Origin of the sequence: Lentzea sp. NPDC051213 (assembly GCF_044455585.1) — a bacterium.
GTDB lineage: Bacteria > Actinomycetota > Actinomycetes > Mycobacteriales > Pseudonocardiaceae > Lentzea.
Map to the genome: position 1 here is coordinate 228,643 of NZ_JBITEX010000008.1, position 21,508 is coordinate 250,150.

Annotated in this window: 23 protein-coding genes; 10 read left to right on the forward strand and 13 right to left on the reverse strand. The window is 69.2% G+C overall.

Annotated features, from left to right (window positions below; genetic code table 11):
• The first annotated feature begins 60 nt into the window (after window positions 1–60).
• The 4 genes from ACIA8G_RS32870 to ACIA8G_RS32885 all read left to right on the forward strand — a co-directional run bounded on the left by ACIA8G_RS32870 (window position 61) and on the right by ACIA8G_RS32885 (window position 4,081).
• Complete coding sequence (locus tag ACIA8G_RS32870; protein ID WP_396422590.1) at window positions 61–621, forward strand: hypothetical protein; 561 nt, start codon at window positions 61–63, stop codon at window positions 619–621.
• Window positions 618–1,886, forward strand: a complete 1,269-nt coding sequence (locus ACIA8G_RS32875; RefSeq protein WP_396422591.1) for a beta-ketoacyl-[acyl-carrier-protein] synthase family protein — start codon at window positions 618–620, stop codon at window positions 1,884–1,886. Before ACIA8G_RS32870 ends, ACIA8G_RS32875 begins: the two co-directional genes overlap by 4 nt.
• Window positions 1,883–3,097 carry a ketosynthase chain-length factor gene (locus ACIA8G_RS32880; protein WP_396422592.1) on the forward strand — a complete coding sequence of 405 codons (1,215 nt, stop codon included), beginning with the start codon at window positions 1,883–1,885 and terminating at the stop codon, window positions 3,095–3,097. The genes ACIA8G_RS32875 and ACIA8G_RS32880 overlap by 4 nt, the downstream gene beginning before the upstream one ends.
• Before the next feature lie 81 nt (window positions 3,098–3,178).
• The gene (locus tag ACIA8G_RS32885; RefSeq protein WP_396422842.1) at window positions 3,179–4,081 is read left to right on the forward strand and encodes an acyltransferase domain-containing protein; all 903 of its coding nucleotides are present in this window, start codon (window positions 3,179–3,181) and stop codon (window positions 4,079–4,081) included.
• A 154-nt stretch (window positions 4,082–4,235) separates the two neighbouring features.
• On the opposite strand, the gene ACIA8G_RS32890 is transcribed toward ACIA8G_RS32885, so the two are convergent.
• Window positions 4,236–5,012, reverse strand: coding sequence for a cyclase family protein (locus tag ACIA8G_RS32890; protein WP_396422593.1), 777 nt, complete (start codon window positions 5,010–5,012; stop codon window positions 4,236–4,238).
• Window positions 5,013–5,106: 94 nt separating this feature from the next.
• Between ACIA8G_RS32890 and ACIA8G_RS32895 the strand changes: the two genes are divergently transcribed.
• Genes ACIA8G_RS32895 through ACIA8G_RS32905 form a run of 3 tightly spaced genes read left to right on the forward strand, consistent with a single transcriptional unit; the run spans window position 5,107 to window position 7,350 of the window.
• Complete coding sequence (locus ACIA8G_RS32895) at window positions 5,107–5,412, forward strand: antibiotic biosynthesis monooxygenase family protein (protein ID WP_396422594.1); 306 nt, start codon at window positions 5,107–5,109, stop codon at window positions 5,410–5,412.
• Window positions 5,409–6,407, forward strand: a complete 999-nt coding sequence (locus ACIA8G_RS32900; protein WP_396422843.1) for a CaiB/BaiF CoA transferase family protein — start codon at window positions 5,409–5,411, stop codon at window positions 6,405–6,407. Before ACIA8G_RS32895 ends, ACIA8G_RS32900 begins: the two co-directional genes overlap by 4 nt.
• A 10-nt stretch (window positions 6,408–6,417) precedes the next feature.
• Window positions 6,418–7,350: an LLM class F420-dependent oxidoreductase gene (locus ACIA8G_RS32905; RefSeq protein WP_396422595.1), complete on the forward strand. Its 933-nt coding sequence runs from the start codon at window positions 6,418–6,420 to the stop codon at window positions 7,348–7,350.
• A gap of 163 nt (window positions 7,351–7,513) precedes the next feature.
• Here ACIA8G_RS32905 and ACIA8G_RS32910 read toward each other — a convergent pair whose 3' ends face one another.
• The 6 genes from ACIA8G_RS32910 to lpdA form a co-directional block, all read right to left on the reverse strand.
• Window positions 7,514–8,011 (reverse strand): hypothetical protein, encoded by a 498-nt coding sequence (locus ACIA8G_RS32910; RefSeq protein ID WP_396422596.1) that lies wholly within the window; start codon window positions 8,009–8,011, stop codon window positions 7,514–7,516.
• A gap of 40 nt (window positions 8,012–8,051) precedes the next feature.
• Complete coding sequence (gene lipB / locus ACIA8G_RS32915; protein ID WP_396422597.1) at window positions 8,052–8,780, reverse strand: lipoyl(octanoyl) transferase LipB; 729 nt, start codon at window positions 8,778–8,780, stop codon at window positions 8,052–8,054.
• Window positions 8,737–9,315, reverse strand: coding sequence for a phosphatase PAP2 family protein (locus ACIA8G_RS32920; protein WP_396422598.1), 579 nt, complete (start codon window positions 9,313–9,315; stop codon window positions 8,737–8,739). Before ACIA8G_RS32920 ends, lipB begins: the two co-directional genes overlap by 44 nt.
• Window positions 9,312–10,202: a TIGR01777 family oxidoreductase gene (locus ACIA8G_RS32925; protein ID WP_396422599.1), complete on the reverse strand. Its 891-nt coding sequence runs from the start codon at window positions 10,200–10,202 to the stop codon at window positions 9,312–9,314. Before ACIA8G_RS32925 ends, ACIA8G_RS32920 begins: the two co-directional genes overlap by 4 nt.
• Window positions 10,203–10,380: 178 nt before the next feature.
• Window positions 10,381–12,111 (reverse strand): 2-oxoglutarate dehydrogenase, E2 component, dihydrolipoamide succinyltransferase, encoded by a 1,731-nt coding sequence (gene sucB / locus ACIA8G_RS32930; protein WP_396422600.1) that lies wholly within the window; start codon window positions 12,109–12,111, stop codon window positions 10,381–10,383.
• Between the two features lie 50 nt (window positions 12,112–12,161).
• Window positions 12,162–13,550 carry a dihydrolipoyl dehydrogenase gene (gene lpdA / locus ACIA8G_RS32935; RefSeq protein WP_396422601.1) on the reverse strand — a complete coding sequence of 463 codons (1,389 nt, stop codon included), beginning with the start codon at window positions 13,548–13,550 and terminating at the stop codon, window positions 12,162–12,164.
• A 179-nt stretch (window positions 13,551–13,729) separates the two neighbouring features.
• Between lpdA and ACIA8G_RS32940 the strand changes: the two genes are divergently transcribed.
• Window positions 13,730–14,059 carry an oxidoreductase gene (locus ACIA8G_RS32940; RefSeq protein WP_396422602.1) on the forward strand — a complete coding sequence of 110 codons (330 nt, stop codon included), beginning with the start codon at window positions 13,730–13,732 and terminating at the stop codon, window positions 14,057–14,059.
• Here ACIA8G_RS32940 and ACIA8G_RS32945 read toward each other — a convergent pair.
• Both ACIA8G_RS32945 and ACIA8G_RS32950 read right to left on the reverse strand, forming a co-directional pair.
• The gene (locus tag ACIA8G_RS32945; protein ID WP_396422603.1) at window positions 14,056–14,532 is read right to left on the reverse strand and encodes an OsmC family protein; all 477 of its coding nucleotides are present in this window, start codon (window positions 14,530–14,532) and stop codon (window positions 14,056–14,058) included. The genes ACIA8G_RS32940 and ACIA8G_RS32945 overlap by 4 nt on opposite strands.
• 377 nt (window positions 14,533–14,909) lie before the next feature.
• Window positions 14,910–16,382 carry a leucyl aminopeptidase gene (locus ACIA8G_RS32950; protein ID WP_396422604.1) on the reverse strand — a complete coding sequence of 491 codons (1,473 nt, stop codon included), beginning with the start codon at window positions 16,380–16,382 and terminating at the stop codon, window positions 14,910–14,912.
• Window positions 16,383–16,584: 202 nt separating this feature from the next.
• Between ACIA8G_RS32950 and ACIA8G_RS32955 the strand changes: the two genes are divergently transcribed.
• The gene (locus tag ACIA8G_RS32955; protein WP_396422605.1) at window positions 16,585–17,820 is read left to right on the forward strand and encodes an APC family permease; all 1,236 of its coding nucleotides are present in this window, start codon (window positions 16,585–16,587) and stop codon (window positions 17,818–17,820) included.
• On the opposite strand, the gene ACIA8G_RS32960 is transcribed toward ACIA8G_RS32955, so the two are convergent.
• A complete protein-coding gene (locus ACIA8G_RS32960) occupies window positions 17,750–18,028 on the reverse strand; it encodes a hypothetical protein (protein WP_396422606.1) in 279 nt (92 codons plus the stop codon). The two genes, ACIA8G_RS32955 and ACIA8G_RS32960, sit on opposite strands and share 71 nt — an antisense overlap.
• A gap of 92 nt (window positions 18,029–18,120) precedes the next feature.
• On the opposite strand from ACIA8G_RS32960, the gene ACIA8G_RS32965 reads away from it, so the two are divergent.
• Window positions 18,121–19,209, forward strand: a complete 1,089-nt coding sequence (locus ACIA8G_RS32965; protein ID WP_396422607.1) for a branched-chain amino acid aminotransferase — start codon at window positions 18,121–18,123, stop codon at window positions 19,207–19,209.
• On the opposite strand, the gene cobS is transcribed toward ACIA8G_RS32965, so the two are convergent.
• The 3 genes from cobS to cobU are packed head-to-tail and all read right to left on the reverse strand — an operon-like array spanning window position 19,206 to window position 21,498.
• Window positions 19,206–19,907 (reverse strand): adenosylcobinamide-GDP ribazoletransferase, encoded by a 702-nt coding sequence (gene cobS, locus ACIA8G_RS32970; RefSeq protein ID WP_396422608.1) that lies wholly within the window; start codon window positions 19,905–19,907, stop codon window positions 19,206–19,208. The genes ACIA8G_RS32965 and cobS overlap by 4 nt on opposite strands.
• The gene (gene cobT / locus ACIA8G_RS32975; RefSeq protein WP_396422609.1) at window positions 19,904–20,962 is read right to left on the reverse strand and encodes a nicotinate-nucleotide--dimethylbenzimidazole phosphoribosyltransferase; all 1,059 of its coding nucleotides are present in this window, start codon (window positions 20,960–20,962) and stop codon (window positions 19,904–19,906) included. Before cobT ends, cobS begins: the two co-directional genes overlap by 4 nt.
• Window positions 20,959–21,498 (reverse strand): bifunctional adenosylcobinamide kinase/adenosylcobinamide-phosphate guanylyltransferase, encoded by a 540-nt coding sequence (gene cobU / locus ACIA8G_RS32980; RefSeq protein ID WP_396422610.1) that lies wholly within the window; start codon window positions 21,496–21,498, stop codon window positions 20,959–20,961. Before cobU ends, cobT begins: the two co-directional genes overlap by 4 nt.
• Window positions 21,499–21,508: the final 10 nt, after the last annotated feature.

Sequence of the window (21,508 nt, forward strand, 5' to 3'; positions counted from 1 at the left end):
TTCGTCGACGGAGGCCGGCCAGGGCGGTGGTTCTACCACCGCGCTGCGATCGAACTCCGCTTGCGGACCTCCACCCTCATCGCTTCCGGTGGTGCGGAAGACCTCTCCGCACTGCTCGCCGCGGAAACCGCCGCGGTGGCAATAGTTGTGCAAGGGCACGGCTTTTCGGTCCTCCGAGAAGCCGTGCGTCAACTCGTGCGCGCCGAACGGCGAGTGATCGTCGAGGCGCGGGACTTCTTCGACGGCTGGCTGATCGACCCCGAGCACGCGCTCGAGGTCGTGCTGACCGCCGCCGAAGCTGGAGCGGAAACCGTGCTGTTGCATGACACCGCGGGCGCGTTGTGGCCCGACCAGGTGGGCGAGATCATCGCCTCGGTCGCGGAAACCGGTGTTCCCCTTGGTTTTGGTTGTCCCGAAGACGGCGGTTCGGCGGCGAAGCAACTGTTCGCCGCGGACGCGGGGGCTGGACTCGTACAGGGGTCCTACGCCGTCGTTCGAGGTGGCCTCGATCGGGCCGATTCACCATCGGTTCATTCGGCAGAAACAGGTATCGCTCCCGTGCCCTGTCCGAGATTGGAGCAGTCCATGTCCGCACAGACCGCGATTGGAGGTGTCCGATGAGTCGTCGCGCCGTCATCACCGGTGTGGGCGTGGTAGCACCTGGTGGCATCGGAACGAAGGCGTATTGGAAACTGCTGTCCGAAGGGCGTACGGCGACTCGCATCATCACGCACTTCGACGCGTCTCCGTACCGCTCTCGAATGGCGGGTGAGGCCGACTTCGATCCAGTGCGCGAAGGCCTGACGCCGCAGGAGATCCGCCGGCTCGACCGCGCGGCGCAGTTCGCCGTCGTGGCCGGCCGTGAGGCGATGTCCGACTCGGGCATCGAGTTCGACCAGCTCGACCCCGGCCGCATCGGTGTCTCGCTCGGCACCGCGGTCGGCTGCACGACCTCGTTGGAGCGCGAGTTCATCGTCGGCTCCGACCGGGGCAAGTACTGGGAGGTCGACCAGTCCTACGCCGTTCCGCACCTCTACGACTACTTCACGCCGTCCTCGATGGCGACGGAGCTGGCGTGGACGGTCGGCGCGGAAGGCCCGGTCTCCGTGGTCTCCACCGGCTGCACATCCGGCCTCGACTCGGTGGGTTACGCCGCCGAGCTGATCATGGAGGGCAGCGCGGACGTCGTCGTCACCGGCGGCACCGAGGCCCCGCTCTCCCCGATCACCGTGGTGTGCTTCGACGTCATCCGCGCGTCCAGCACCCGCAACGACGACCCCACCACCGCGTGCCGCCCGTTCGACAAGACCCGCGACGGTCTGGTCCTCGGCGAGGGTTGCGCGATCATCGTGCTCGAAGAGCTGGAGCACGCGCGTGCCCGTGGCGCGCACATCTACGGTGAGGTCGCCGGCTTCGCCTCGCGGTGCAACGCCTACCACATGACGGGCCTGCACCCCGAGGGCATCGAGATGTCCGACGCCATCAACATCGCGCTGAAGCAGTCGCGTTCGGACGCCACGGACGTCGGCTACATCAACGCGCACGGGTCGGGCACCAAGCAGAACGACCTGCACGAGACGGCGGCGTTCAAGCGTTCTTTGGGTGCGCACGCGTACAAGACACCGGTCTCCGGCTTCAAGTCGATGATCGGGCACTCGCTGGGAGCGATCGGTTCGCTGGAGATCGTCGGCTCGCTGCTGGCGTTCGAGGAGAACCTCATCCCGCCGACAGCGAACCTGCACGAGCAGGACCCCGAGTGCGACCTGGACTACGTGCCGTTGGTGGCGCGGGAGAAGAAGGTCGACACGGTCCTGACGGTGGGCAGCGGTTTCGGTGGATTCCAGAGCGCCATGGTGCTCAAAAAGGTGGAAGGGGCAGGCCGGTGACTCGTGCGGTTGTGACGGGGATCGGCATCGCGTCGCCCAACGGGCTGGGGCCGACCGCGTACTGGCGGGCGACCCTGCACGGTGAGGCGGCGATCAAGCCGATCACCCGGTTCGACAGTGCCAACTACTGGGCGAAGATCGCCGGTGAGGTGCCGGGCTTCGAGGCAGGCCGGCACCTGCAGGGCCGGTTGCTGCCGCAGACGGACCACATGACGCGGTTGACACTCGTGGGCACGGACTGGGCGTTGCGCGGCGCGGGTGTGCAGCCCAACGACATCCCGGACACCGACATCGCGGTGATCACCGCGGCGACGGCGGGCGGGTACGAGTTCGGTCAGCGGGAGCTGCAGAAGCTGTGGCACCAGGGCCCGGAGTACGTCTCGGCGTACCAGTCGTTCGCGTGGTTCTACGCGGTCAACACGGGGCAGATCTCCATCCGTCACGGCACGCGCGGTCCCGGTGCGGTGGTGGTGTCCGAGCAGGCCGGTGGCATCGACTCCATCGGGCACGCCCGGCGCCAGCTGCGCAAGGGTGTCCAGCTCGCCCTCACAGGCGGCATGGACTCGTCCCTGTGCCCGTGGGCGTGGGTGGCGCACCAGGCGTCGGGTTGCCTGTCTCGCAACAACAACCCGAAGCGGGCGTACCTGCCGTTCGACCGCGACGCCTCCGGGTACGTCGCCGGCGAGGGCGGCGCGATCATGGTGGTCGAGACGCCGGAGTCGGCGGCCGGGCGTCCCGGCACCAGGATCTACGGCGAGATCGTCGGGTACGCCGCGACGTTCGACTCGAAGATGCCTTCGCGGGAGCCGGGCCTGAAGCGGGCGGCCGAGCTGGCGTTGCGCGACGCCGGCATGGACGCCTCGGAGATCGACGTGGTGTTCGCCGACGCGGCGGGCATCCCGGAGCTCGACAAGGCAGAGGCCGAGGCGATCAAGGGCATCTTCGGGCCGTTCGGCGTGCCGGTGACGGCGCCGAAGACCATGACCGGGCGCCTGTTCGCCGGTGGTGGCTCCCTGGACGTGGCGTCGGCGATCCTCTCCATCTACTGGAGCGCGATCCCGCCGACCGTCAACGTCGAGAACCTCGTGCCGGAGTACGAGCTCGACCTCGTGATGAACGAGGCGCGGCACGGCAAGATCAAGGCCGCTCTGGTGCTCGGGCGCGGCAAGGGCGGGTACAACTCCGCCATGGTGGTTCGCGAGTACAGGTGATGTCATGCCTCAAGGGCCGTGAAGGTGTCTCCTTCACGGCCCTTGAGCCGTCTCTGGAGGCGTGTTGTGGATGTAGCACTGATGTTTCCCGGGCAGGGGTCGCAGTACCCGCGGATGGCGGCCTCTCTGTACGGCACGGATTCGGTGTTCACCTCGGTGATCGACGAGGTGTTCGAGCTGTTCGGCGAGGTCGGCGCTCTTGCCTGCGAGGACTGGCTTTCCGGCGCTGACATCGACCACGTGTCGCGTGCGCAGCCCTTGCTGTTCGCGGTCGACTACGCGTTGGGGCGCACCGTTCTGTCGTGGGGCGTCGAGCCGGTCGCGTTGATCGGGCACTCCGCGGGCGAGGTCGTCGCGGCCACCCTGGCTGGCGTCTTCTCGTTGGAGGAAGCGGTTTCTTTGGTGCGGGACCGGGTGGTGTCCGCCGTGTCGATTCCTTCCGGCGGCATGCTGGCGGCCGCGGCTTCCGAGGCTGATCTGTTGCCCTACCTGGAAGGCGATGTCGCGATCGCGGCGGTGAACTCGGCCCGGCAGACGATGCTCGCGGGGTCGGACGAGCCGCTGGCGCGCGTGCGGGCGCGGTTGGAGGCGGACGAGTACATCGTGGTGACCGTGCCGGCTTCCACGCCGTTCCACTCGCCCGCGATGCAGCCCGCCGTGGACGAGGCGCTGGCCGCGTGGAATGTCTCGCCTGTTGAGCCTTCGATGCCGGTGTACTCGGGCTACACGGGCAAGCTGATGACGGCCGAGGACGCGTTGTCCGCGCGGTTCTGGACTCGGCAGTTGACCGACGCCGTCTACTTCGGACCGGCGTTGAACGAGCTGGTGGCGATGTACGACGTGCTGCTCGTGGAGGCTGGGCCGGGTCAGACGCTGACGTCCTTCGCGCGGCGCACGAAGGCGGTGCGGTCCGGCGCCTCGCAGGTGCTGCCGCTGCTGGACGCCACAGATTCAATCGAGGCCGCCCGCGAGCGGTTGGTGTGAAGTATAAAAGGGCCGCCCTCTCCTGGAGGGCGGCCCTTTGGCGGCGACTCTAGTCAATCCCGCGGACGATGTGGTCTTCGTTCTCCGGTGGCCATTGTTCGTTGTTTTCCATACGTTTCAAGGTAAGCCGAGTGATTCAGCTCTCACTTGAGAGTTAGTCGTCGAGGAGGGCGACGGCCCTGGTCCAGCCCGCCCCGGCACCCTTGATCTTGACCGGGAACGCCACGACGGTGAACCCGAAGTCCGGCAACGCCTCCAGGTTCGCGAGACGTTCGATCTGGCAGTACTCGCGGTCCCGGCCCGCGAAGTGCGCCGGCCACAGCACACTCTGGTCCTTGGTGGCGAGGTAGCGCTTGACGATGTCGGGGAACGGTGCGTCGAGGCTGAACGCGTCGGTGGCGATCACCTTGACCCCGAGGTCCAGCAACATGTTCGTGGCAGGCCCGTCGAGTCCGGTGTAGTCGGTGAAGTAGGTCTGGGTGCCCGCGTGCTCGGCGGCGCCGGTGTCGAGGATGACGATGTCCATCGGTTTCGGCGTGTAACCGATGCGGGCGAACTCCTTCTCGAGCACCTCGGGGCCGATGGCTCCGGTGCCGTGGCCTCTGACGTCGAGCTTCACGCCGGGGTTGTGGAACCACTCCAGCGGCATCTCGTCGATGTGGCGCGGAATCCCGTTGCCGTACGTGGTCTTCGAGCCGTAGTGGCTCGGCGCGTCAACGTGGGTGCCGGTGTGGGAGGTGAGGCTGATCCGGTCCAGCGTGAGGAACTCGGAGTCCCGCAGCACGGACACGTCGAACTCGATGCCCAGCCGCGCCTTGAGCTGCTCGGCCATGTGTTCGGCACCCTGGGCGGCCGTGAGCACCTCGTGCGTCACCGGGTCCGCTTCGTACGCGGATGCGTCAATGTGGGAAGACAGATCGATGATGCGCATGTTGAGAGCTTGGTGGGCATTCCTTGAGCCCGTCTCAAGACGCGGTGGGCATGGTTTCGGCAGCTGACACCGTTTCCGTAGGGGAGTGCCACGCATGATCACCTTCCTGAACCGCTTCACGCTCACCGGTGACCCCGAGGAGTTCGAGAAGGCCTTCGACGAGACGGCGGCGTTCCTGCGCGATCAGCCCGGCCTGATCAGGTACACGCTGTCGCGCCAGCTGGACGATCCCGCCTCGTACATCAACATCGCGTTGTGGGAGAGCGCCGACGCGCTGCGTGCGGCACTGGCGCACCCGGACTTCGGCAACCACGCCAAGGCGATGCGCGGCCTGGCCGAGTCGCAGGGCGCGATCTTCAACCCGCGCCTGTCCTTCGAGTCACAGCCGTTCGAGGCCTGATGAACCCCTTGCAGGGCTTGAAGGTCGTCGAGTTCGGCGGCATCGGCCCCGGTCCGCACGGTGCGATGCTGCTCGCGGATCTCGGCGCGGAGGTCGTGCGCGTCGAGCGTCCGTCCGGCGGCCTGTCCGTGGTGCCGGACGCCTCCCGTGACTTCCTGTTGCGCGGCAGGCGTTCGGTGTCCGCGGACCTGAAGTCTCCCGAAGGACGTGCGTCGGTCCTGTCGCTGATCTCCACCGCCGACGTGGTGATCGAGGGCTTCCGCCCGGGAGTGCTGGAGCGGGTCGGTCTCGGCCCGTCCGACTGCCTGGCGGTCAATCCCGGCCTGATCTACGCGCGGATGACCGGCTGGGGCCAGACCGGCCCGCTGGCCGACCGGGCCGGCCACGACATCAACTACCTGTCGCTGACCGGTGTCCTGCACGCGATCGGCAAGCCGCCGTTGAACCTCGTCGGCGACTTCGGCGGCGGGTCGTTGTACCTGGTGCTGGGCGTGCTGGCCGCGTTGTGGGAACGCCAGCGCACCGGCCGCGGCCAGGTGGTCGACGCGGCGATCGTCGACGGCGTGGCCTCGCTGGCCCAGATGATCTGGTCGATGAAGGCGCAGTCGGTGTGGGAGGACTCGCCCGACTCGAACCTGCTCGACGGTGGCTGCCCGTTCTACGGGATCTACGAGTGCGCGGACGGCCGTTCCGTCGCGGTGGGTTCGCTGGAGCCGCAGTTCTACGCGCTTCTGCTGGCTGGTCTGGAGCTCGCCGCCGAAGATCTGCCTCCGCAGATGGACCGCTCTACCTGGCCGCTGCTGCGCAAGACGTTCACCGAGGTGTTCCTGACCCGGACCCGCGACGAGTGGTCGGAGGTGTTCGCGTCCTCCGACGCCTGTGTGACCCCGGTGCTGACATTGGACGAGGCCGCCTCACATCCTCACCTGGTCGCGCGCGGAGTGTTCACCCCGGACGGTGCCGCCGTGCCTGCGCCACGCTTTTCCGCCGACTAGATTCGCTTTCGTGGAACTGCGCATCTTCACCGAGCCCCAGCAGGGGGCGAGCTACGACGACCTGCTCCGCGTCGCCCGCACCGCGGAGGACGCCGGCTACGGCGCCTTCTTCCGCTCCGACCACTACCTCAAGATGGGGTCGGTGGACGGCCTGCCCGGCCCGACCGACCCGTGGATCACGTTCGCCGGCCTGGCCCGCGACACGACGACGATCCGCCTGGGCACGCTGATGACCGCCGCGACGTTCCGCCACCCCGGCCCGCTCGCCATCAGCGTCGCCCAGGTCGACCAGATGTCCGGCGGCCGCGTGGAGTTCGGCCTCGGTGCCGGGTGGTACGAGGCCGAGCACACCGCCTACGGCATCCCGTTCCCGACTTTGGGCGAGCGCTTCGAGCGCTACGAGGAACAGATCGCCATCATCACCGGCCTCTGGGAGACGCCGCTGGGCGGCACCTTCTCCTTCGAGGGCAAGCACTACTCGCTGACGGACTCGCCGGCCCTGCCCAAGCCGGCCCAGGAAAACATCCCGGTCCTGATCGGCGGCATGGGTGCTCGTCGCACCCCGGCTCTCGCGGCCTCCTACGCCACCGAGTTCAACCTGCCGTTCGTCGGCATCGACGCCGCGGTGGAGCAGTACGCCCGCGTCGACGCCGCGTGCGCCGAGATCGACCGCGACCCGAAGGAGATCATCCGCTCGGTTGCCCTGGTCGCCTGCGTGGGTCGCACCGACGCGGACGTCGCCCGCCGCGCCGCCGTTCTCGGCCGTGAGGTCGACGAGCTAAAGAAGAACGGCCTGTGCGGCACCACCGCCGACGTCGTCGACCGCATCGGCGCCTGGCGCGAGCGGACCGGAGTCCAGCGCGTCTACCTGCAGACCCTGGACCTCGCCGACCTCGACCACATCACCGAGATCGCCTCGGACGTGGCCCCGCAGCTCGTCTGATATCCGATATATCGCGGATCGCGTGTGCTGATATCCCGTATCCGATATATGGGACATCAGCACGGCGCAGCGCAGCGCGCCGCCCACACTGGTATCCCGTATATCGGATATCGGCACAGGCAGCCCGCCCACAACTGATATCCCGTATATGGGATATCGGATATCAGGCCAGGGCTCGCCGCACCGCCGCCGGCATCGGCATGGCGTACTTCCCGACCCGCCGCCGATATCCGATATATCGCAGCTGCAACCCGGGATCGTCGAGGTACCGGTGCTCGAGCCCGTCCTGGCCGAGCACGACCTTCAGCCCGCGGCCGAGCATCGACGGCGAGTCCAGGCCGAACCGCTCGCGCAACACGTCGGCGGCCGCGTGGTCGCCGAACTCCAGCGCCGCCCGCCGCACCGACTCGACCGGCACCATCAGGTTCTGCTCGTCGGCGCGGACGCCGTCGCGATGGGCGAGACCCAAGGCGTCGAGGGCCTTCTGGTGCGCGCCACCGTCGAGCCCCAGGTAGTACTGCTCCCAGTCGGCGACCCGGATCTCGCCGCTCCAGGTGCGCGCGGGCTCGGCCACCGCCGCCGGCCCGTTCGCAGTCGTACTGCCCGCGGCAATCGCCGTGATACCGGCAGCCGTGAACAACTGGCGTCGGGAAAGCCTCACGACGCACCCTCCTCAGGAATCCCGCAGTCCCCGCGCGGGGCTACGGAATGCTAGCGAAGGTGATGCCGGGCGCAACGGGGCCAGTGCGGGTCAAAGTGCGATCCGTCAGGGGGAGGGTGCCGTCCAGGGCCGCGAGCACAGAGTCACGGGCCATCGGCAGCACCTCGGCGACCGTGACATCGCGGCCCAGCTCGAGCGAAAGCGAAGCGACGCCCGCGTCCTTGATGCCGCACGGGATGATGTCGCCGAACGCGTCGAGGCTGGCGTTGCAGTTGATCTCGAAGCCGTGCATGGTCACGCCGCGCTGCACCCGGATGCCGATCGCGGCGACCTTGCGTTCGGGCCCGCGGTCGTCGGCCGGGAACCACACGCCGCTGCGGCCCTCGATCCGGCCGCTGTGCAGGCCGAGCCGGTCGCACACGTCGATCAAGCCCTGCTCGATGCGGCGCACGTACTCCACGACGTCCATCGGCTCGGTCAGCCCGACGATCGGGTAGCCGACCAGCTGGCCGGGGCCGTGCCAGGTGATCTTGCCGCCGCGGTCGACGTCGATGACCGGCGTGGCACCGCCGTGCGGGCGCTCCTCGTCCAGGGTGCGCCTGCCGCACGTGTAGACCGGCGGGTGCTCCAGCAGCAGGAGCGTGTCCTGGCCGGTGCCCCCGGCGCGCGCCTCCGCGATCTCCTTCTGGAGGTCCCACGCCGCCATGTAGTCGATCAGGCCGAGTTCACGGACCACGACGGGGTCTGACGAGGTGCGGCACGAGTTCACGACCCGACGTTACCAACCCGAGAGCCATGGCCGCCAAGAGACCGACACCCGTCACACCCAGCACCGCGCCGACGACATCGCTGACCCAGTGCATCTCCAGCACGACCCTGGCGAAGCCGACCACGAGCACCGCGAGCGCGCCCCACAAAACCCCGCGCCCCAACAACACGACCAGTGTGAACGCTGTGGAGGCGACCGCCACCGTGTGCCCGCTCGGATAGCTGGGCAGGTGGTACTCGATCGGCCTCATCCGGTCGAAGATCCACCGCAGCAGCACAGTCGCGCAGCACACCCCGTGCAACGCCAACGCCTTCCACAAACGCGGATCCCGCCGCCAGCACGCCAGCCCGAACAACACAGCCGCGAACGACCACCCGAGCGCCGGTCCCAGCACGAGGCTCACCACGAACGCCGTCGTGCGCAGCCACTCGGGACGAGGCAGGCCGTCCTGCACCCACACGTCGATCCAGGTGGCCTCGGGCAGTCCCAAAAGGACCCACGAGATCACCAGAACCACGGCGAGCACACGGGTCATGCGACCGCCGCGTTCAGCGCGGCCGGCAGCGCCGGATGCAGGAAGTGGAACCCGTGGCTCTCCAGCACCTGCGGCGTCAGCCCCGGCCCGCTCAGCAACAGCTCCTGCGCCATCTCGCCGCCGAGCAACGTCTTCAACGCGAACGCCGGCACCGCCCACGGCGTCGGCCGGTGCAGCGCGGCCCCCACCGCCTTGGTGAACTCGGCGTTCGTCACCGGCGTCGGCCCGGCGACGTTCACCGGCCCGCGGATCTCCTCGTGCTCCACCACGAACCGGTAGGCCGACACGACGTCGTCCAGCGACACCCACGGGAAGTACTGCTCGCCGGTCCCGAGCCTCCCGCCCAGGAAGAACTGGAACACCGGCTTCAACCGCCCGAACACCCCGCCGGACGGGGAGATCACGACGGCGGTGCGCATCAGCACCACCCGCACGCCGCCCTCCTGAGCCGCGGACGTCGCCGCCTCCCAGTCCTGGGTCAGCCGCGACATGAACGTGTGCCCGCCCGGCGCGTCCTCAGCCGCGAGCCGAGCGCCGGTGTCGCCGTAGAAATGGGCACCCGAGGCGCTCACGAACGCCGGCACCCCGTGCTCGGCGACCGCCGCCGACAACACCTCGGCCGGCACGACCCGGCTGTCGTGCAACACCTGCTTGCGCGCGTCGTCCCACCGCTTGTCGCCGATGCCCGCACCGCACAGGTTCACGACGGCGTCGACGCCGTCGAACGTCCCCTCGTCGATGCGACCGGCGTACGGGTCCCAGCCGCGTTCGTCCGGCGCGGCCGCCTTGCGGCGCACCAGCCGCAGCACCTCGTGCCCGGCGGCGCGCATCGACGCCACCAGGCTCGTGCCGATCAACCCCGACGATCCCGCGATGACAACCCGCATGCCTGAGATCGTTCCGCACTCAACCACCACATGCACCACGGCGAGCATGTGGCCCACGTCGCACACGTCCGGATACGCCGAAGGCCACCACCGGCGAACCGGGGTGGCCCTCGACGCGATATCCGATATATCAGCTATCGATACCCAATATATTGGATATCAGTGCTGGTCAGCGTCCTCAGAGGCCGAGGTCGGCCTCGAACGCGCCCTCCTCGAGACGGTTCTTGACCGTCGTGAGGAAGCGGCCCGCGTCGGCACCGTCGACCAGGCGGTGGTCGTAGGTGAGCGCGAGGTACATCATCGAGCGGATCGCGATGGTGTCGCCGCCGTCCTCGTCGGTGATGACGACCGCGCGCTTCTTCACCACGCCGACGCCCAGGATGCCGACCTGCGGCTGCTGGATGATCGGGGTGTCGAAGAGCGCGCCGTTGCTGCCGAGGTTCGTCAGCGAGAACGTGCCACCGGCGAGCTCGTCCGGCGTGAGCTTGTTCGAACGGGCGCGCGCCGCCAGGTCGCCGATCTTGTGGGCGATGCCCGACAGGTTCAGGTCACCGGCGTTGTGGATCACGGCGTTGAGCAGGCCGCGCTCCGTGTCGATCGCCAGACCGAGGTGCTCGGCACCGTGGTAGGTGACCTCCTTGCGCTCCTCGTCGATCGACGCGTTGAGCACCGGGTGGGCCTTGAGGGCCTCGATGGCGGCCTTGGCGAAGAACGGCAGGAACGTGAGCTTGGCGCCCTCACGAGCCTCGAACGCCTTCTTGGCCTGGTTGCGCAGCCGGGCGATCTTGGTCACGTCGACCTCGAACACCTGGGTGAGCTGGGCCGACTGCTGCAGCGACTCACGCGTGCGCTGCGCGACGATCTGACGCAGCCGCGGGAGCTTCTGCACGGTGCCGCGCTTGCCCGAGTTGTCCACCGGGGCGGTGGCGGTGCGAGCGGCCGGGGCGGTGGCGGCCGGAGCAGCGGCGGGCGCGGGCGCCGGGGCCTTCTTGGCCTCGACCGCGGCGAGCACGTCCTGCTTGCGGATGCGGCCACCGACGCCGGTGCCCTTCAGCGAGCCCAGGTCGATGCCGTTCTCCGACGCGAGCTTGCGCACGAGCGGAGTGACGTACGGCGTGCCGTTCGCGTCGTCGCCGGCAGCGGACGGCGCGGCGGCGGGAGCGGCCTGCGGAGCCGGAGCGGCCGGAGCCGGGGCGGGCGCCGGAGCAGCCTGCGGGGCCGGAGCCGCGGGAGCCGGTGCCGGAGCAGCCGGAGCGGGAGCAGGCGCCGGGGCGGGAGCGGCGGCCGGAGCCGGGCTGCCCGAACCGATGACGGCGAGCTTGCCGCCGACCTCGACGGTCTCGTCCTCACCCGCGGCGATCTCGAGCAGCGTGCCCGCGACCGGCGACGGGATCTCGGTGTCGACCTTGTCGGTCGAGACCTCGAGCAGCGGCTCGTCGACCTCGACGCTGTCGCCGACCTGCTTCAGCCAGCGGGTGACGGTGCCCTCGGTGACGGACTCGCCGAGCGCGGGCATCGTGACGTCGGTACCGGAAGCGCCACCGGACGGCGCCGCGGGGGCCGGAGCCTCGGCGGCGGGCGCGGGCGCGGCCGGAGCCTCCTGTGCGGACTCCTGGGCGGGGGCCGGCGCGGACTCCTGGGCGGGGGCGGGCGTGGACGCCGGGGCGGCGTCACCGTCACCGATGACGGCGAGCTCGCCACCGACCTCGACGGTGTCGTCCTCCTGGGCGACGATCTTCTGCAGGACACCGGCCGCCGGAGACGGGATCTCGGTGTCGACCTTGTCGGTGGACACCTCGAGCAACGGCTCGTCCACCTCCACCCGGTCGCCTTCCTGCTTCAACCACCGGGTGACCGTGCCCTCGGTGACGCTCTCACCGAGTGCGGGCATCTGGACGGAGAAGGCCATTGTTCGCTGACTCCTCGTGCTCTCGTGTGGCTGACTTGGATGGGGAACGGTCAGCCGTGCACGTGCAGCGGCTTGCCGGCCAGGGCGAGGAACGCCTCGCCAAGGGCTTCAGTCTGGGTCGGGTGGGCGTGGATCAGCGGAGCCACGTCCTCCGGGTAAGCCTCCCAGCTGTAGATCAGCTGGGCCTCACCGATGAGCTCGCCGACGCGTTCGCCGACCATGGTGACACCGACGACCGGGCCGTCGGGAGCCTTGATCAGCTTCACGCCACCGGCGGTCTTGAGGATCTGGCTCTTGCCGTTGCCGGCGAGGTCGTAGATGAAGACCTCGGCCGAGCCGTACTTCTCCTTGGCCGCGGCTTCGGAAAGACCGACGGAGGCGACCTCGGGCTTGCAGTAGGTGACGCGCGGGATGCCCGCCTCGTCGATCACCTTCGGGTTCTGGCCGGCGATCTCCTCGGCCACGAAGATGCCCTGCTGGAAACCGCGGTGCGCGAGCTGCAGGCCCGGCACGATGTCGCCGACGGCGAAGACGTTCGGGAGGTTCGTGCGCAGGCGCTCGTCGGTGATGACGAACCCGCGGTCGATCGTGATGCCGGCTTCCTCGTAGCCGTGGCCCGCGCTGTTCGGGCCGCGGCCGACCGCGACGAGCAGCAGGTCGGCGTCGAGGACGTCGCCGTTCTCCAGCGTGATCGACACGCCCGAGTCGGACTGGGTGGCGCCGGTGAACTTCACGCCGGTCTTGAACTTGATGCCGCGCTTGCGGAACGCGCGCTCGAGCTGCTTGGACGCGTACTCGTCCTCGGCGGGCACCAGGCGGGGCAGGGCCTCGACGATGGTGACGTCCGCGCCGAACGACCGCCACACGCTGGCGAACTCCACGCCGATGACGCCGCCGCCGAGGACGACGACCTTCTCCGGGATGAAGTCCAGGTTGAGCGCCTGGTCGCTGGTGATGACCCGGCCGCCGATCTCCAGACCGGGCAGGCTGCGGGCGTACGAACCGGTCGCGAGCACCACGTTCTTGCCGGTGTAGCGCTGACCGTTCACGACGACGGTGTTCGGGCCGACGAACGTGCCCGCACCCTCGACCATGGTGACCTTGTTGGCCTTCGCGAGACCCTGCAGACCCTTGTAGAGCCGCGAGATCACGCCGTCCTTGTACGAGTTGACGCCGGCGATGTCGATGCCCTCGAGCGAGCTCTTCACACCGAACTGGTCGCCTTCGCGGGCGTTGTCCGCGACCTCGGCCGCGTGCAGCAGCGCCTTGGTCGGGATGCAACCGCGGTGCAGGCAGGTGCCACCCAGCTTGTCCTTCTCGACCAGGACGACGGACAGGCCGAGCTCGGCCGCGCGAAACGCGCAGGCGTAGCCGCCCGAACCGCCGCCGAGGATGACAAGATCGGCGTTGGTGGCCGACTCCAGTTCCGGCGAAGTCACTTCGGATCTCCTCGGGATTACTTACTACGCGCGGGTGCGCGCGAGGTACGCGGCCATCTTGTCACTAGTTGCCAGAGCATGGTGATCCGGCATAGGACACCACGCGCCTCTCTGATCATTCACCTACTCATAACACCGGTACCTGGCACCATGGTGGAGGGAAGCGCAGGAGGTGCTCGATGGGGCTGTTCGATCGTTTTCGCAGGAAGCCGCGTCCTGGTGTGCTGCGGACCGCCTCCAACCAGGACACAAGCCACCTCGAGGAGTGGGCGGCGAGCCGCCAGGGCGTCGAGGCCTATGTGGAGCCGAAGACCACGGTGACCGAAACCACTGTGGTCCTGGTCGCGCACGACGGCGAGTGGACCCGCCGCCGAGTCGCGTCACCGGACGCCGCACGCAGCTTCGCGCGCAAACTCCGCATGCCGATCTACGACGCCGGCATCGTCGGCTACCCGAAGCGCATGCGCGACTACACCGCGCGCCAGAAGCGGGCCAACGGCGGCAGCTAGGCGGCGGATTCGACCTTCACCGTCGGCTCGTGCCGCACGGGAAAGTTCACGCTCGCCGCGATGAAGCACATCGAGTGCGCCTTCTCGTGCAACGCCTGCGCGGTGTCGCGCATCTCCGGATCGGCGACGGTGACGACCGGGTTCAGGCTCACCTCGGTGAACCGCCCGGAGCCGTCCGGGTGCTCGGCCATGGTGCCGCCGGCATGATCGCGGTAGTCGGTGACGACGACGCCGTTGACCGACGCCAGATGCAGGAACCACAGCATGTGGCACTGCGACAGCGACGCGACGAGCAGCTCCTCGGGGTTGTACCGCGTCCGGTCGCCCCGGAACGACGGGTCGGACGACCCGAGAATCGTCTCCTTGCCCGCGGCGAGCACTTCGTGCGCGCGCTCGTAGGCCTTGTACCCGGAGGTACCGCTCCCGGTGTTCCCGGTCCAGACGACCTCGACCTCGTACTGATGCGTCCCCATGTGGAAATACTCCTCTCACCGGGCTCAGCCATCTAGCCCGGTGAGACACGCGTCTCCGTTCAGCCGCCACCCGTTAGCGCCGCACGAGCTCGATCTCACGCCGAAACTGCGGACCAAAGGGCCGCCGCCCGTGATTACCGAGCCTTTCTCGCACCTTTCCACAAAAGGCGAACCGCGCTCGTGAAACGAGCCCGTGCGCATTCCTGTCCACCCGCCAGCGCCCCTGCTCGCTCCGCCTTTGCAACCGGTCGTTTGCGGACGAAGTCCAAAGTCTCGTTGCAAAGATGCAGCTCAGCGACCACCGCAGAACCGATATATCAGTTGAACCGACGCAGGCGGAGCTCCCGGAGGAGCTCCGCCTGCCGTAGAAAAATGAATCAGCCGTTGGCGGCGATATCCGCCAGAACAGCCGCGATGGTCCGCACCGGAACGCCGGTGCCACCCTTCGAGGTGTATCCGTAAGGGCCACCCGTGTGGAATGCCGGGCCGGCGATGTCGATGTGCGCCCACTGCACGCCCTCGGCCACGAACTCGCGCAGGAACAGGCCGGCCGCGAGCATGCCGCCCCACCGGTGCCCGGTGATGTTCGCGAGGTCCGCGAGCCGCGAGTCGAGGTCCGCGCGCAGCTCCTCGGGCAGCGGCATGGCCCACGCCGACTCGCCGACGGCGGTGCCGATGGCGGCGACGCGGTCGCGGAACTCGTCGGAGCCCATGACGCCCGAGGTGCGCTTGCCCAGGGCGACGACCTGCGCGCCGGTCAGGGTCGCGGTCTCGATCAGGTAGTCCGGGCCGTCCTCGCACGCGCGCACGATGGCGTCGGACAGGATCAGCCGGCCCTCGGCGTCGGTGTTGAGCACCTCGACGGTCTTGCCGCCGTACATGGTCAGCACGTCGCCGGGGCGGTAGGCGTCACCGGACGGCATGTTCTCCGCCATCGGGATCGACGCGGTGATCTCCAGCGGGTACTTGAGCTTCGCGGCGAGCACCATGGTGGCGACGATCGCGGCGGCGCCTGCCATGTCGGAGGTCATCTCGTCCATGCCCGCGGCCGGCTTGATCGAGATGCCGCCGGTGTCGAACGTGATGCCCTTGCCGACGAGCGCGACCTTCTTCGTGGCCTTCGCACCCTTGTAGGCGATGCGCACGAGGCGCGGCTGGCGCGTCGAGCCGCCGCCGACGCCCAGGATGCCGCCGAAGCCCTGCTTCTTCAGCGCCTTCTCGTCGAGCACCTCGACGTCGAGGCCGGCGGCCGTGGCCAGCTTGGCGGCGCGGTCGGCGAAGGAGCCGGGATAGAGGTCGTTCGGCGGCGTGTTCACGAAGTCACGCGCGATGGCGACGGCCTCGGAGATCGCGACGGCGGCCTTCAGCGCGGCCTTGTTCTCCTTGGAACCGGCGGCGATCAGGTCGACCTTCACGACCGGGGCCTCGCCCTTGTCCGACTTGTACTCGGTGAACGAGTAGGCGCCGAGCAGCGTGCCCTCCGCGGCGGCGGCGACGTGCAGCCCCGCGAGCGTGTTCAGCGCGCGCTTCTTGCCGGCGAGCGCGCGGGCGGCGACGGCGGACGCGCGGCGCACCTGCTCCTCGCCCGCGGTCTTGCCGAGGCCGACGGCCAGCACGAGCGGGGCGGCGATCTTGCCGAACGTCGGCACCTTCACGAGCTCGTCGGCCTTGCCGGAAGCGCGCAGGGTGGCGAGCACGTCGAGCAGCGCGCCGTCGAACGCGGCGGCGACAGCTTCGGCACCAGGCGCGAGCTCCAGACCGTCCGCACCCTGCAGGGTGCCCACGACGACTGCGTCCGCGGCGGTGGTGCTCAGGTCACCTTCGGTGAGGGCCAGCTTCGGGGCTGTCACGTGCTGCTCCAGGGTTGTGCGTGCTAGGGGTGCTCGGAATCGTGACCCATGCTAAAGGTCCAACTGTCCACCAATGCCGAGGCCCGCCACGTTCGGCGGCAATCCGTGACGTTGACAGTTGCTCTCGGTGGCGGTTCGGCCGTTTCGCGCATCAGTCGACCGGGTGGTTACGGCCGGGTGGCGCATCTGCGACTGTGTACCGGTGACCCACACGCCTCGCGAGATCGTCGCCACGGTCGCGCTCGGTCTTCCCGCGGTGCTCGGTGCGGGGGTCTTCGCCGGATTCGCGCCTGCCGCAGGACTTGCCGGCTGGTGGGTGCTCCCCGCGCTGGCCATCTCCGCGTTAGCCGCGTTGTGCTCGGCCTTCTCCACCGCGGACCAGTCCCGTGCGTACCCAGACGTCGGTGGTGGTTACGGCTACGTGCGCGCGCAGCTCGGCGTGTGGCCCGCACGGCTGACGGCCAGCGCACACCTGTTGGGCCGATGTGCGATGGCGGCGGCGGTGGCGTTGATGTTCGGCGCGTACGTGGTGCCGGACCGGCCGGTGATCGGCGCACTCGCTCTGGTCGCGGGCACGGCGTTGCTCGGCGCGGTGGGTTTCCGCTTCAGCACGGGCGTCAGCGTGCTGGTCTCGCTGATCGTCCTCGGTGTGCTGGCTCTCGTCGTCGCGTCGAGCTTTTCGATCGCGCCGGTGCCTTCGGCGGGGGAGACCGGCACAGCCAACGAACTCGTCGGCGTCGCCGGCCTGATGTTCATGGCGTTCACGGGGTTCGAACGCATCACCGCGCCCCATCGCGGTGAGCAGCCACACTCGTTGTCCGTGCTGAAGGTCGCGATTCCGGTCCTCATCGGACTGTCGTTCGTGGTCTATCTCGCCGTGGGAGCCGGTGTGCTGCGTCAGCTCGGCAGCGCGCGCCTCGCGTTGTCGCCCGCGCCGCTGCGAGACGCGCTCGCCGCGGCGGACGCCTCAGCGTTGGTGCCGCTCGTGCAGATCGGTGCCGCGGTGGCAGGTGTGGCCGCGCTGCACTTCGTTCTCGCGTCCGCGCACCGCACGCTGACCGGTCTGGCCGAGGACGGCGACCTGCCGACGCGCCTCAAGCCCGGCGCGTTGACGCTCGTCGTGGTCGCCGCCGCTGCTCTGGCCATCGTGCTCATGCCGATGGCAACGGCACTGGGCGTGGCCGCGTGCGCGACGTTGTTCTACTACGCCTTCACGAACGCCTCGGCGCGAGTGCTGCTGCAGAACGACCGCACGTGGCCCATGCGCACGGCCTGCCTCGGACTCGGGCTCTCGGTGCTGCTCGCGATGAGCATGCCGGTGCCCGCGCTGCTCATCTCCCTCGCGGGGCTGGGCGCGGGCACGGGGCTCATCGGGCTGACAGCGTCATTGAGAGGAAGACGAGCAGCGTCACGCCAACACACACCGCAAGCCAGATGATGCGGCCGTTGGTGGTCGGCTTGCCCTTGTTGAGCGAGTAGTAGATCGCCAGGAACATGCCGGCGATGAACATCGCCCCCACGACACCCTGCGCGCCGCTGTTCACGTAGCCGATCAGCAACGTCATCCCGGTGCCCAGAACGAGCAGCGCGGCCTGCAGCACGGTGCGGGTGTCCGCACCCTTCGAAGATCTTTCCGCTTCGGTCATGAGCGGGGACTCTAGCGAGCCGGACTTAGTAGGACGTCCGAGTTTTGGGAAGACGATTTTCCCGATGCCGACCTGCGGGTTACCGTGCTCTCATGACGAGCGAGTTGCCTTTCACCCGGACTCCCCACCCGCACCCGGCGACCCCGGAGCGCGTAGCGGAAGTACTCACCAAGCCGGGCTTTGGGCAGCACTTCACCGACCACATGGTGACGATCCGCTGGAACCGCGAGAAGGGCTGGCACGACGCTGAAGTCGGCCCCTACAGCTCTCTCTCACTCGACCCCGCGGCAATGGTGCTGCACTACGGCCAAGCGATCTTCGAAGGGCTCAAGGCCTACCGGCAGCCCGACGGTTCGATCGCGTCCTTCCGCCCTGAGGCCAACGCCGAGCGCTTCCGCTCCTCGGCCCGCCGCATGGCGATGCCCGAACTTCCCGACGAGCTCTTCCTCGAGTCGGTCCGCCAGATCCTCGCGGTCGACGGCCGCTGGGTTCCCGCGGCCGAGGAGGAGTCGCTTTACCTGCGGCCCTTCATGATCTCCACAGAGAAGGGGCTCGGCGTGCGACCCGCGTCCGAGTACCTGTACGTGCTGATCGCCTCCCCCGCCGGTTCCTACTTCGCCGGCGGCGTCCGCCCGGTGAGCGTGTGGCTCTCGACCGAGTACGTCCGCGCGGCCCCCGGTGGCACCGGCGCTGCCAAGTTCGCCGGCAACTACGCCGCGTCCCTCGTGGCGCAGGCGCAGGCCGCGGAGAAGGGCTGCGACCAGGTCGTCTGGCTCGACGCGGTGGAACGCCGCTGGGTCGAGGAGATGGGCGGCATGAACCTGTTCTTCGTCTTCGGCGACAAGGTCGTCACTCCCGAGCTCACCGGCACGCTGCTGCCCGGGATCACCCGCAACTCGTTGCTGCAGCTGGCCGCCGACCTCGGACTGTCCGTGGAGGAGCGTCGCATCTCGACGGACGAGTGGGAGAAGGCCAACGCCTCCGGTGAGCTCACCGAGGTCTTCGCCTGTGGCACGGCCGCGGTCATCACGCCGGTCGGCCACGTCAAGCACGCCGGTGGCGAGTTCGACATCGCCGACGGCGGCACCGGCTCGGTGACGAAGAAGCTGCGGGAGAGCCTGACCGGCCTCCAGCACGGCCACGTCGCCGACAGCCACGGCTGGATGACGACCCTGGCTTAGGCGATCACCAGCACGGCCAGAAGCGCGAGTTCGGCGGCGGCACCGAGAACATCACCGGTGACGCCGCCGAACCTTTTGGTCGTGTGCTTGACGAGCAGCCACACGAGCGCGGCGGCGACGGCGATCGCGATGACGGCCCTCAGTCCCAAAGGGACCGCCGCGGCCGCGAGCACCACCCACGTGCCGACGACGACCGCTGGGTGCTGAGTCCCGGCGACGAGCGCACCGAGCCCCTCGGGCCGTGCGGCGGGCACGCCACGCATGCAACAGATCCCGAATGCGGCCCGGCTCGCCGCGAACGCGAGCACGATGACGCCCCAGCCGGCGTGGGGGAGCACCGCCGCCTGCGCCCCCAGCACGACGATCAGCGTGACGACGCCGAACGGTCCGGCGCCGCCGTCCTTCATGACCTGCAGCGCCCGCTCCGGCGGCCCGTAGCAACCGAGTCCGTCGGCGACGTCAGCGAGCCCGTCCAGGTGCATGCCTCGCGTTGCCAGCGCGACGACGCCGACGACCAGGAACCCGGCCCCGAGCGCCGATATATTGGATATCGCGAAGGCCTTGAGCACGACGACAACGAACGCGCCGAGCAACACGCCGACAAGCGGAGCGCACGCAATGGCCCGTCGTGCCGCCTTGACGTCGACGTCGTCGACGCGCAACGGCAAGACTGTCAGCCAGGAGAGGGCGAGCCTCATTCCTTGTTCGTGACGCCGGCGCTGTCGAAGGTCGCCATCTCCGCGAGCACCTTCACCGCGGCGACCAGCAACGGCAGCGCCGCCACCGCACCGGACCCCTCGCCGAGCCGCATCTCGAACTCCAGCAGCGGCTTCAGGTTCAGGTGCCCGAGCGCGATCGCGTGTGCGGGCTCGACCGACTGGTGCCCGGCCACCCACCACTCGCGCGCACCCGGCGCCAGTTCCTCCGCGACGACAGCGGCCGCGCCGACGACGACGCCGTCGAGCACCACCGGAGTGCGGCGCACCGCGGCCTGTGCCAGGAACCCGGCCATCGCGGCCAGATCGGCACCACCGGCCGTGGCGAGCAACGCGATCGGGTCGCTGATCACCAGGCGGGCCCGGCGCAGCGCGTCCCGGATCGCCGCCGTCTTGCGCATCCACGCCTGGTCGTCGATGCCCGTGCCGCGGCCGACGACCGCGACCGGCTCGGACCCGGTCAGCGACGCGATCAGCACGGCCGCCGGCGTCGTGTTGCCGATCCCCATGTCCCCGGCGACGAGCACGTCGGCGCCCGCGTCGACCTCCTCGTCGGCGATGGCGCGGCCGGCAGCGATCGCGAGCTCGCACTGCTCACGCGTCAGCGCGTCCTCGCGGTCGATCGACCCGGAAGACCGCCGCACCTTGTGCTGGCTGACCGCCGCCGGGGTGTCCGCGTCGACCGCCATGTCGACCACGCGCACGGTGGCACCCGCGACCTGCGCGAGCACGTTCACCGCGGCGCCGCCCGTCAGGAAGTTGGCGACCATCTGCCCGGTCACCTCGCTCGGGTACGCCGACACGCCCTGAGCGGTGATGCCGTGATCGCCCGCGAAGACGACGACCCGCGGCCGCACGAACGGCTTCGGCGGCACCACGCCCTGGCACGCCGAGATCCAGTTGCCCAGCTCCTCGAGCCGCCCGAGGGAGCCGACCGGCTTGGTCAGCACCGCGTGCCGGGCCTCGGCCTCGCGCAGAACGGTCTCGTCCGGCGGTTCAACCGGCGGGAACTCGGTGCTCACCTGGTAGCTCCTCATCGCAGTCGTAGCGGGATGCCGGCGACGAGCAGCAGCACCTCGTCGCTGACCTCGGCGACGCGCGCGTTGAGCGCACCGAGGTGATCGCGGAAGAGCCTGCCAGAGGGCGTCGACGGAACGACGCCGAGGCCGACCTCCGCGGACACCAGCACCAGCCGCGTCCGGCACGTGGCGACCGCGCGGACCAGTTCGTCGACGTCCCGTTCTACCGCGTCCGAGGCGGGACTTTCCCACGCGCCGGCGTCGTCCAGCACGCCGACCAGCCACGTCGACAGGTCGTCGACCAGGATCGGGGGGTCGTCGTACGACGTCGCGGTGAGCAACGCGGCCAGGTCGCCAGGCGCGGCCGCCTCGACCGTGTGCCAGGTGTCAGGACGGCGGGCGACGTGCAGCGCGATCCGCGCGTCCCAGTCCGGGTCGTCGGGGTAGCGCCGCGCGGTTGCGACGTACGTCACGGTCGCGTCGGTGAGCAGGCCTTCCGCGTGCGCTGACTTGCCTGAACGCGCTCCGCCGAGCACAAGTGTCCTGGATGACAAGAGTTAGCCT

Coding starts and splice junctions, on each gene's coding strand:
- cobS (WP_396422608.1), bottom strand. CDS start 19,907: ATGAGGCTCGCCCTCTCCTGGCTGACAGTCTTGCCGTTGCGCGTCGAC.
- sucB (WP_396422600.1), bottom strand. CDS start 12,111: ATGGCCTTCTCCGTCCAGATGCCCGCACTCGGTGAGAGCGTCACCGAG.
- ACIA8G_RS32940 (WP_396422602.1), top strand. CDS start 13,730: ATGGGGCTGTTCGATCGTTTTCGCAGGAAGCCGCGTCCTGGTGTGCTG.
- ACIA8G_RS32875 (WP_396422591.1), top strand. CDS start 618: ATGAGTCGTCGCGCCGTCATCACCGGTGTGGGCGTGGTAGCACCTGGT.
- ACIA8G_RS32895 (WP_396422594.1), top strand. CDS start 5,107: ATGATCACCTTCCTGAACCGCTTCACGCTCACCGGTGACCCCGAGGAG.
- ACIA8G_RS32960 (WP_396422606.1), bottom strand. CDS start 18,028: ATGACCGAAGCGGAAAGATCTTCGAAGGGTGCGGACACCCGCACCGTG.
- ACIA8G_RS32925 (WP_396422599.1), bottom strand. CDS start 10,202: ATGCGGGTTGTCATCGCGGGATCGTCGGGGTTGATCGGCACGAGCCTG.
- ACIA8G_RS32965 (WP_396422607.1), top strand. CDS start 18,121: ATGACGAGCGAGTTGCCTTTCACCCGGACTCCCCACCCGCACCCGGCG.
- ACIA8G_RS32920 (WP_396422598.1), bottom strand. CDS start 9,315: ATGACCCGTGTGCTCGCCGTGGTTCTGGTGATCTCGTGGGTCCTTTTG.
- ACIA8G_RS32890 (WP_396422593.1), bottom strand. CDS start 5,012: ATGCGCATCATCGATCTGTCTTCCCACATTGACGCATCCGCGTACGAA.
- ACIA8G_RS32885 (WP_396422842.1), top strand. CDS start 3,179: ATGTTTCCCGGGCAGGGGTCGCAGTACCCGCGGATGGCGGCCTCTCTG.
- ACIA8G_RS32945 (WP_396422603.1), bottom strand. CDS start 14,532: ATGGGGACGCATCAGTACGAGGTCGAGGTCGTCTGGACCGGGAACACC.
- cobT (WP_396422609.1), bottom strand. CDS start 20,962: ATGAGGAGCTACCAGGTGAGCACCGAGTTCCCGCCGGTTGAACCGCCG.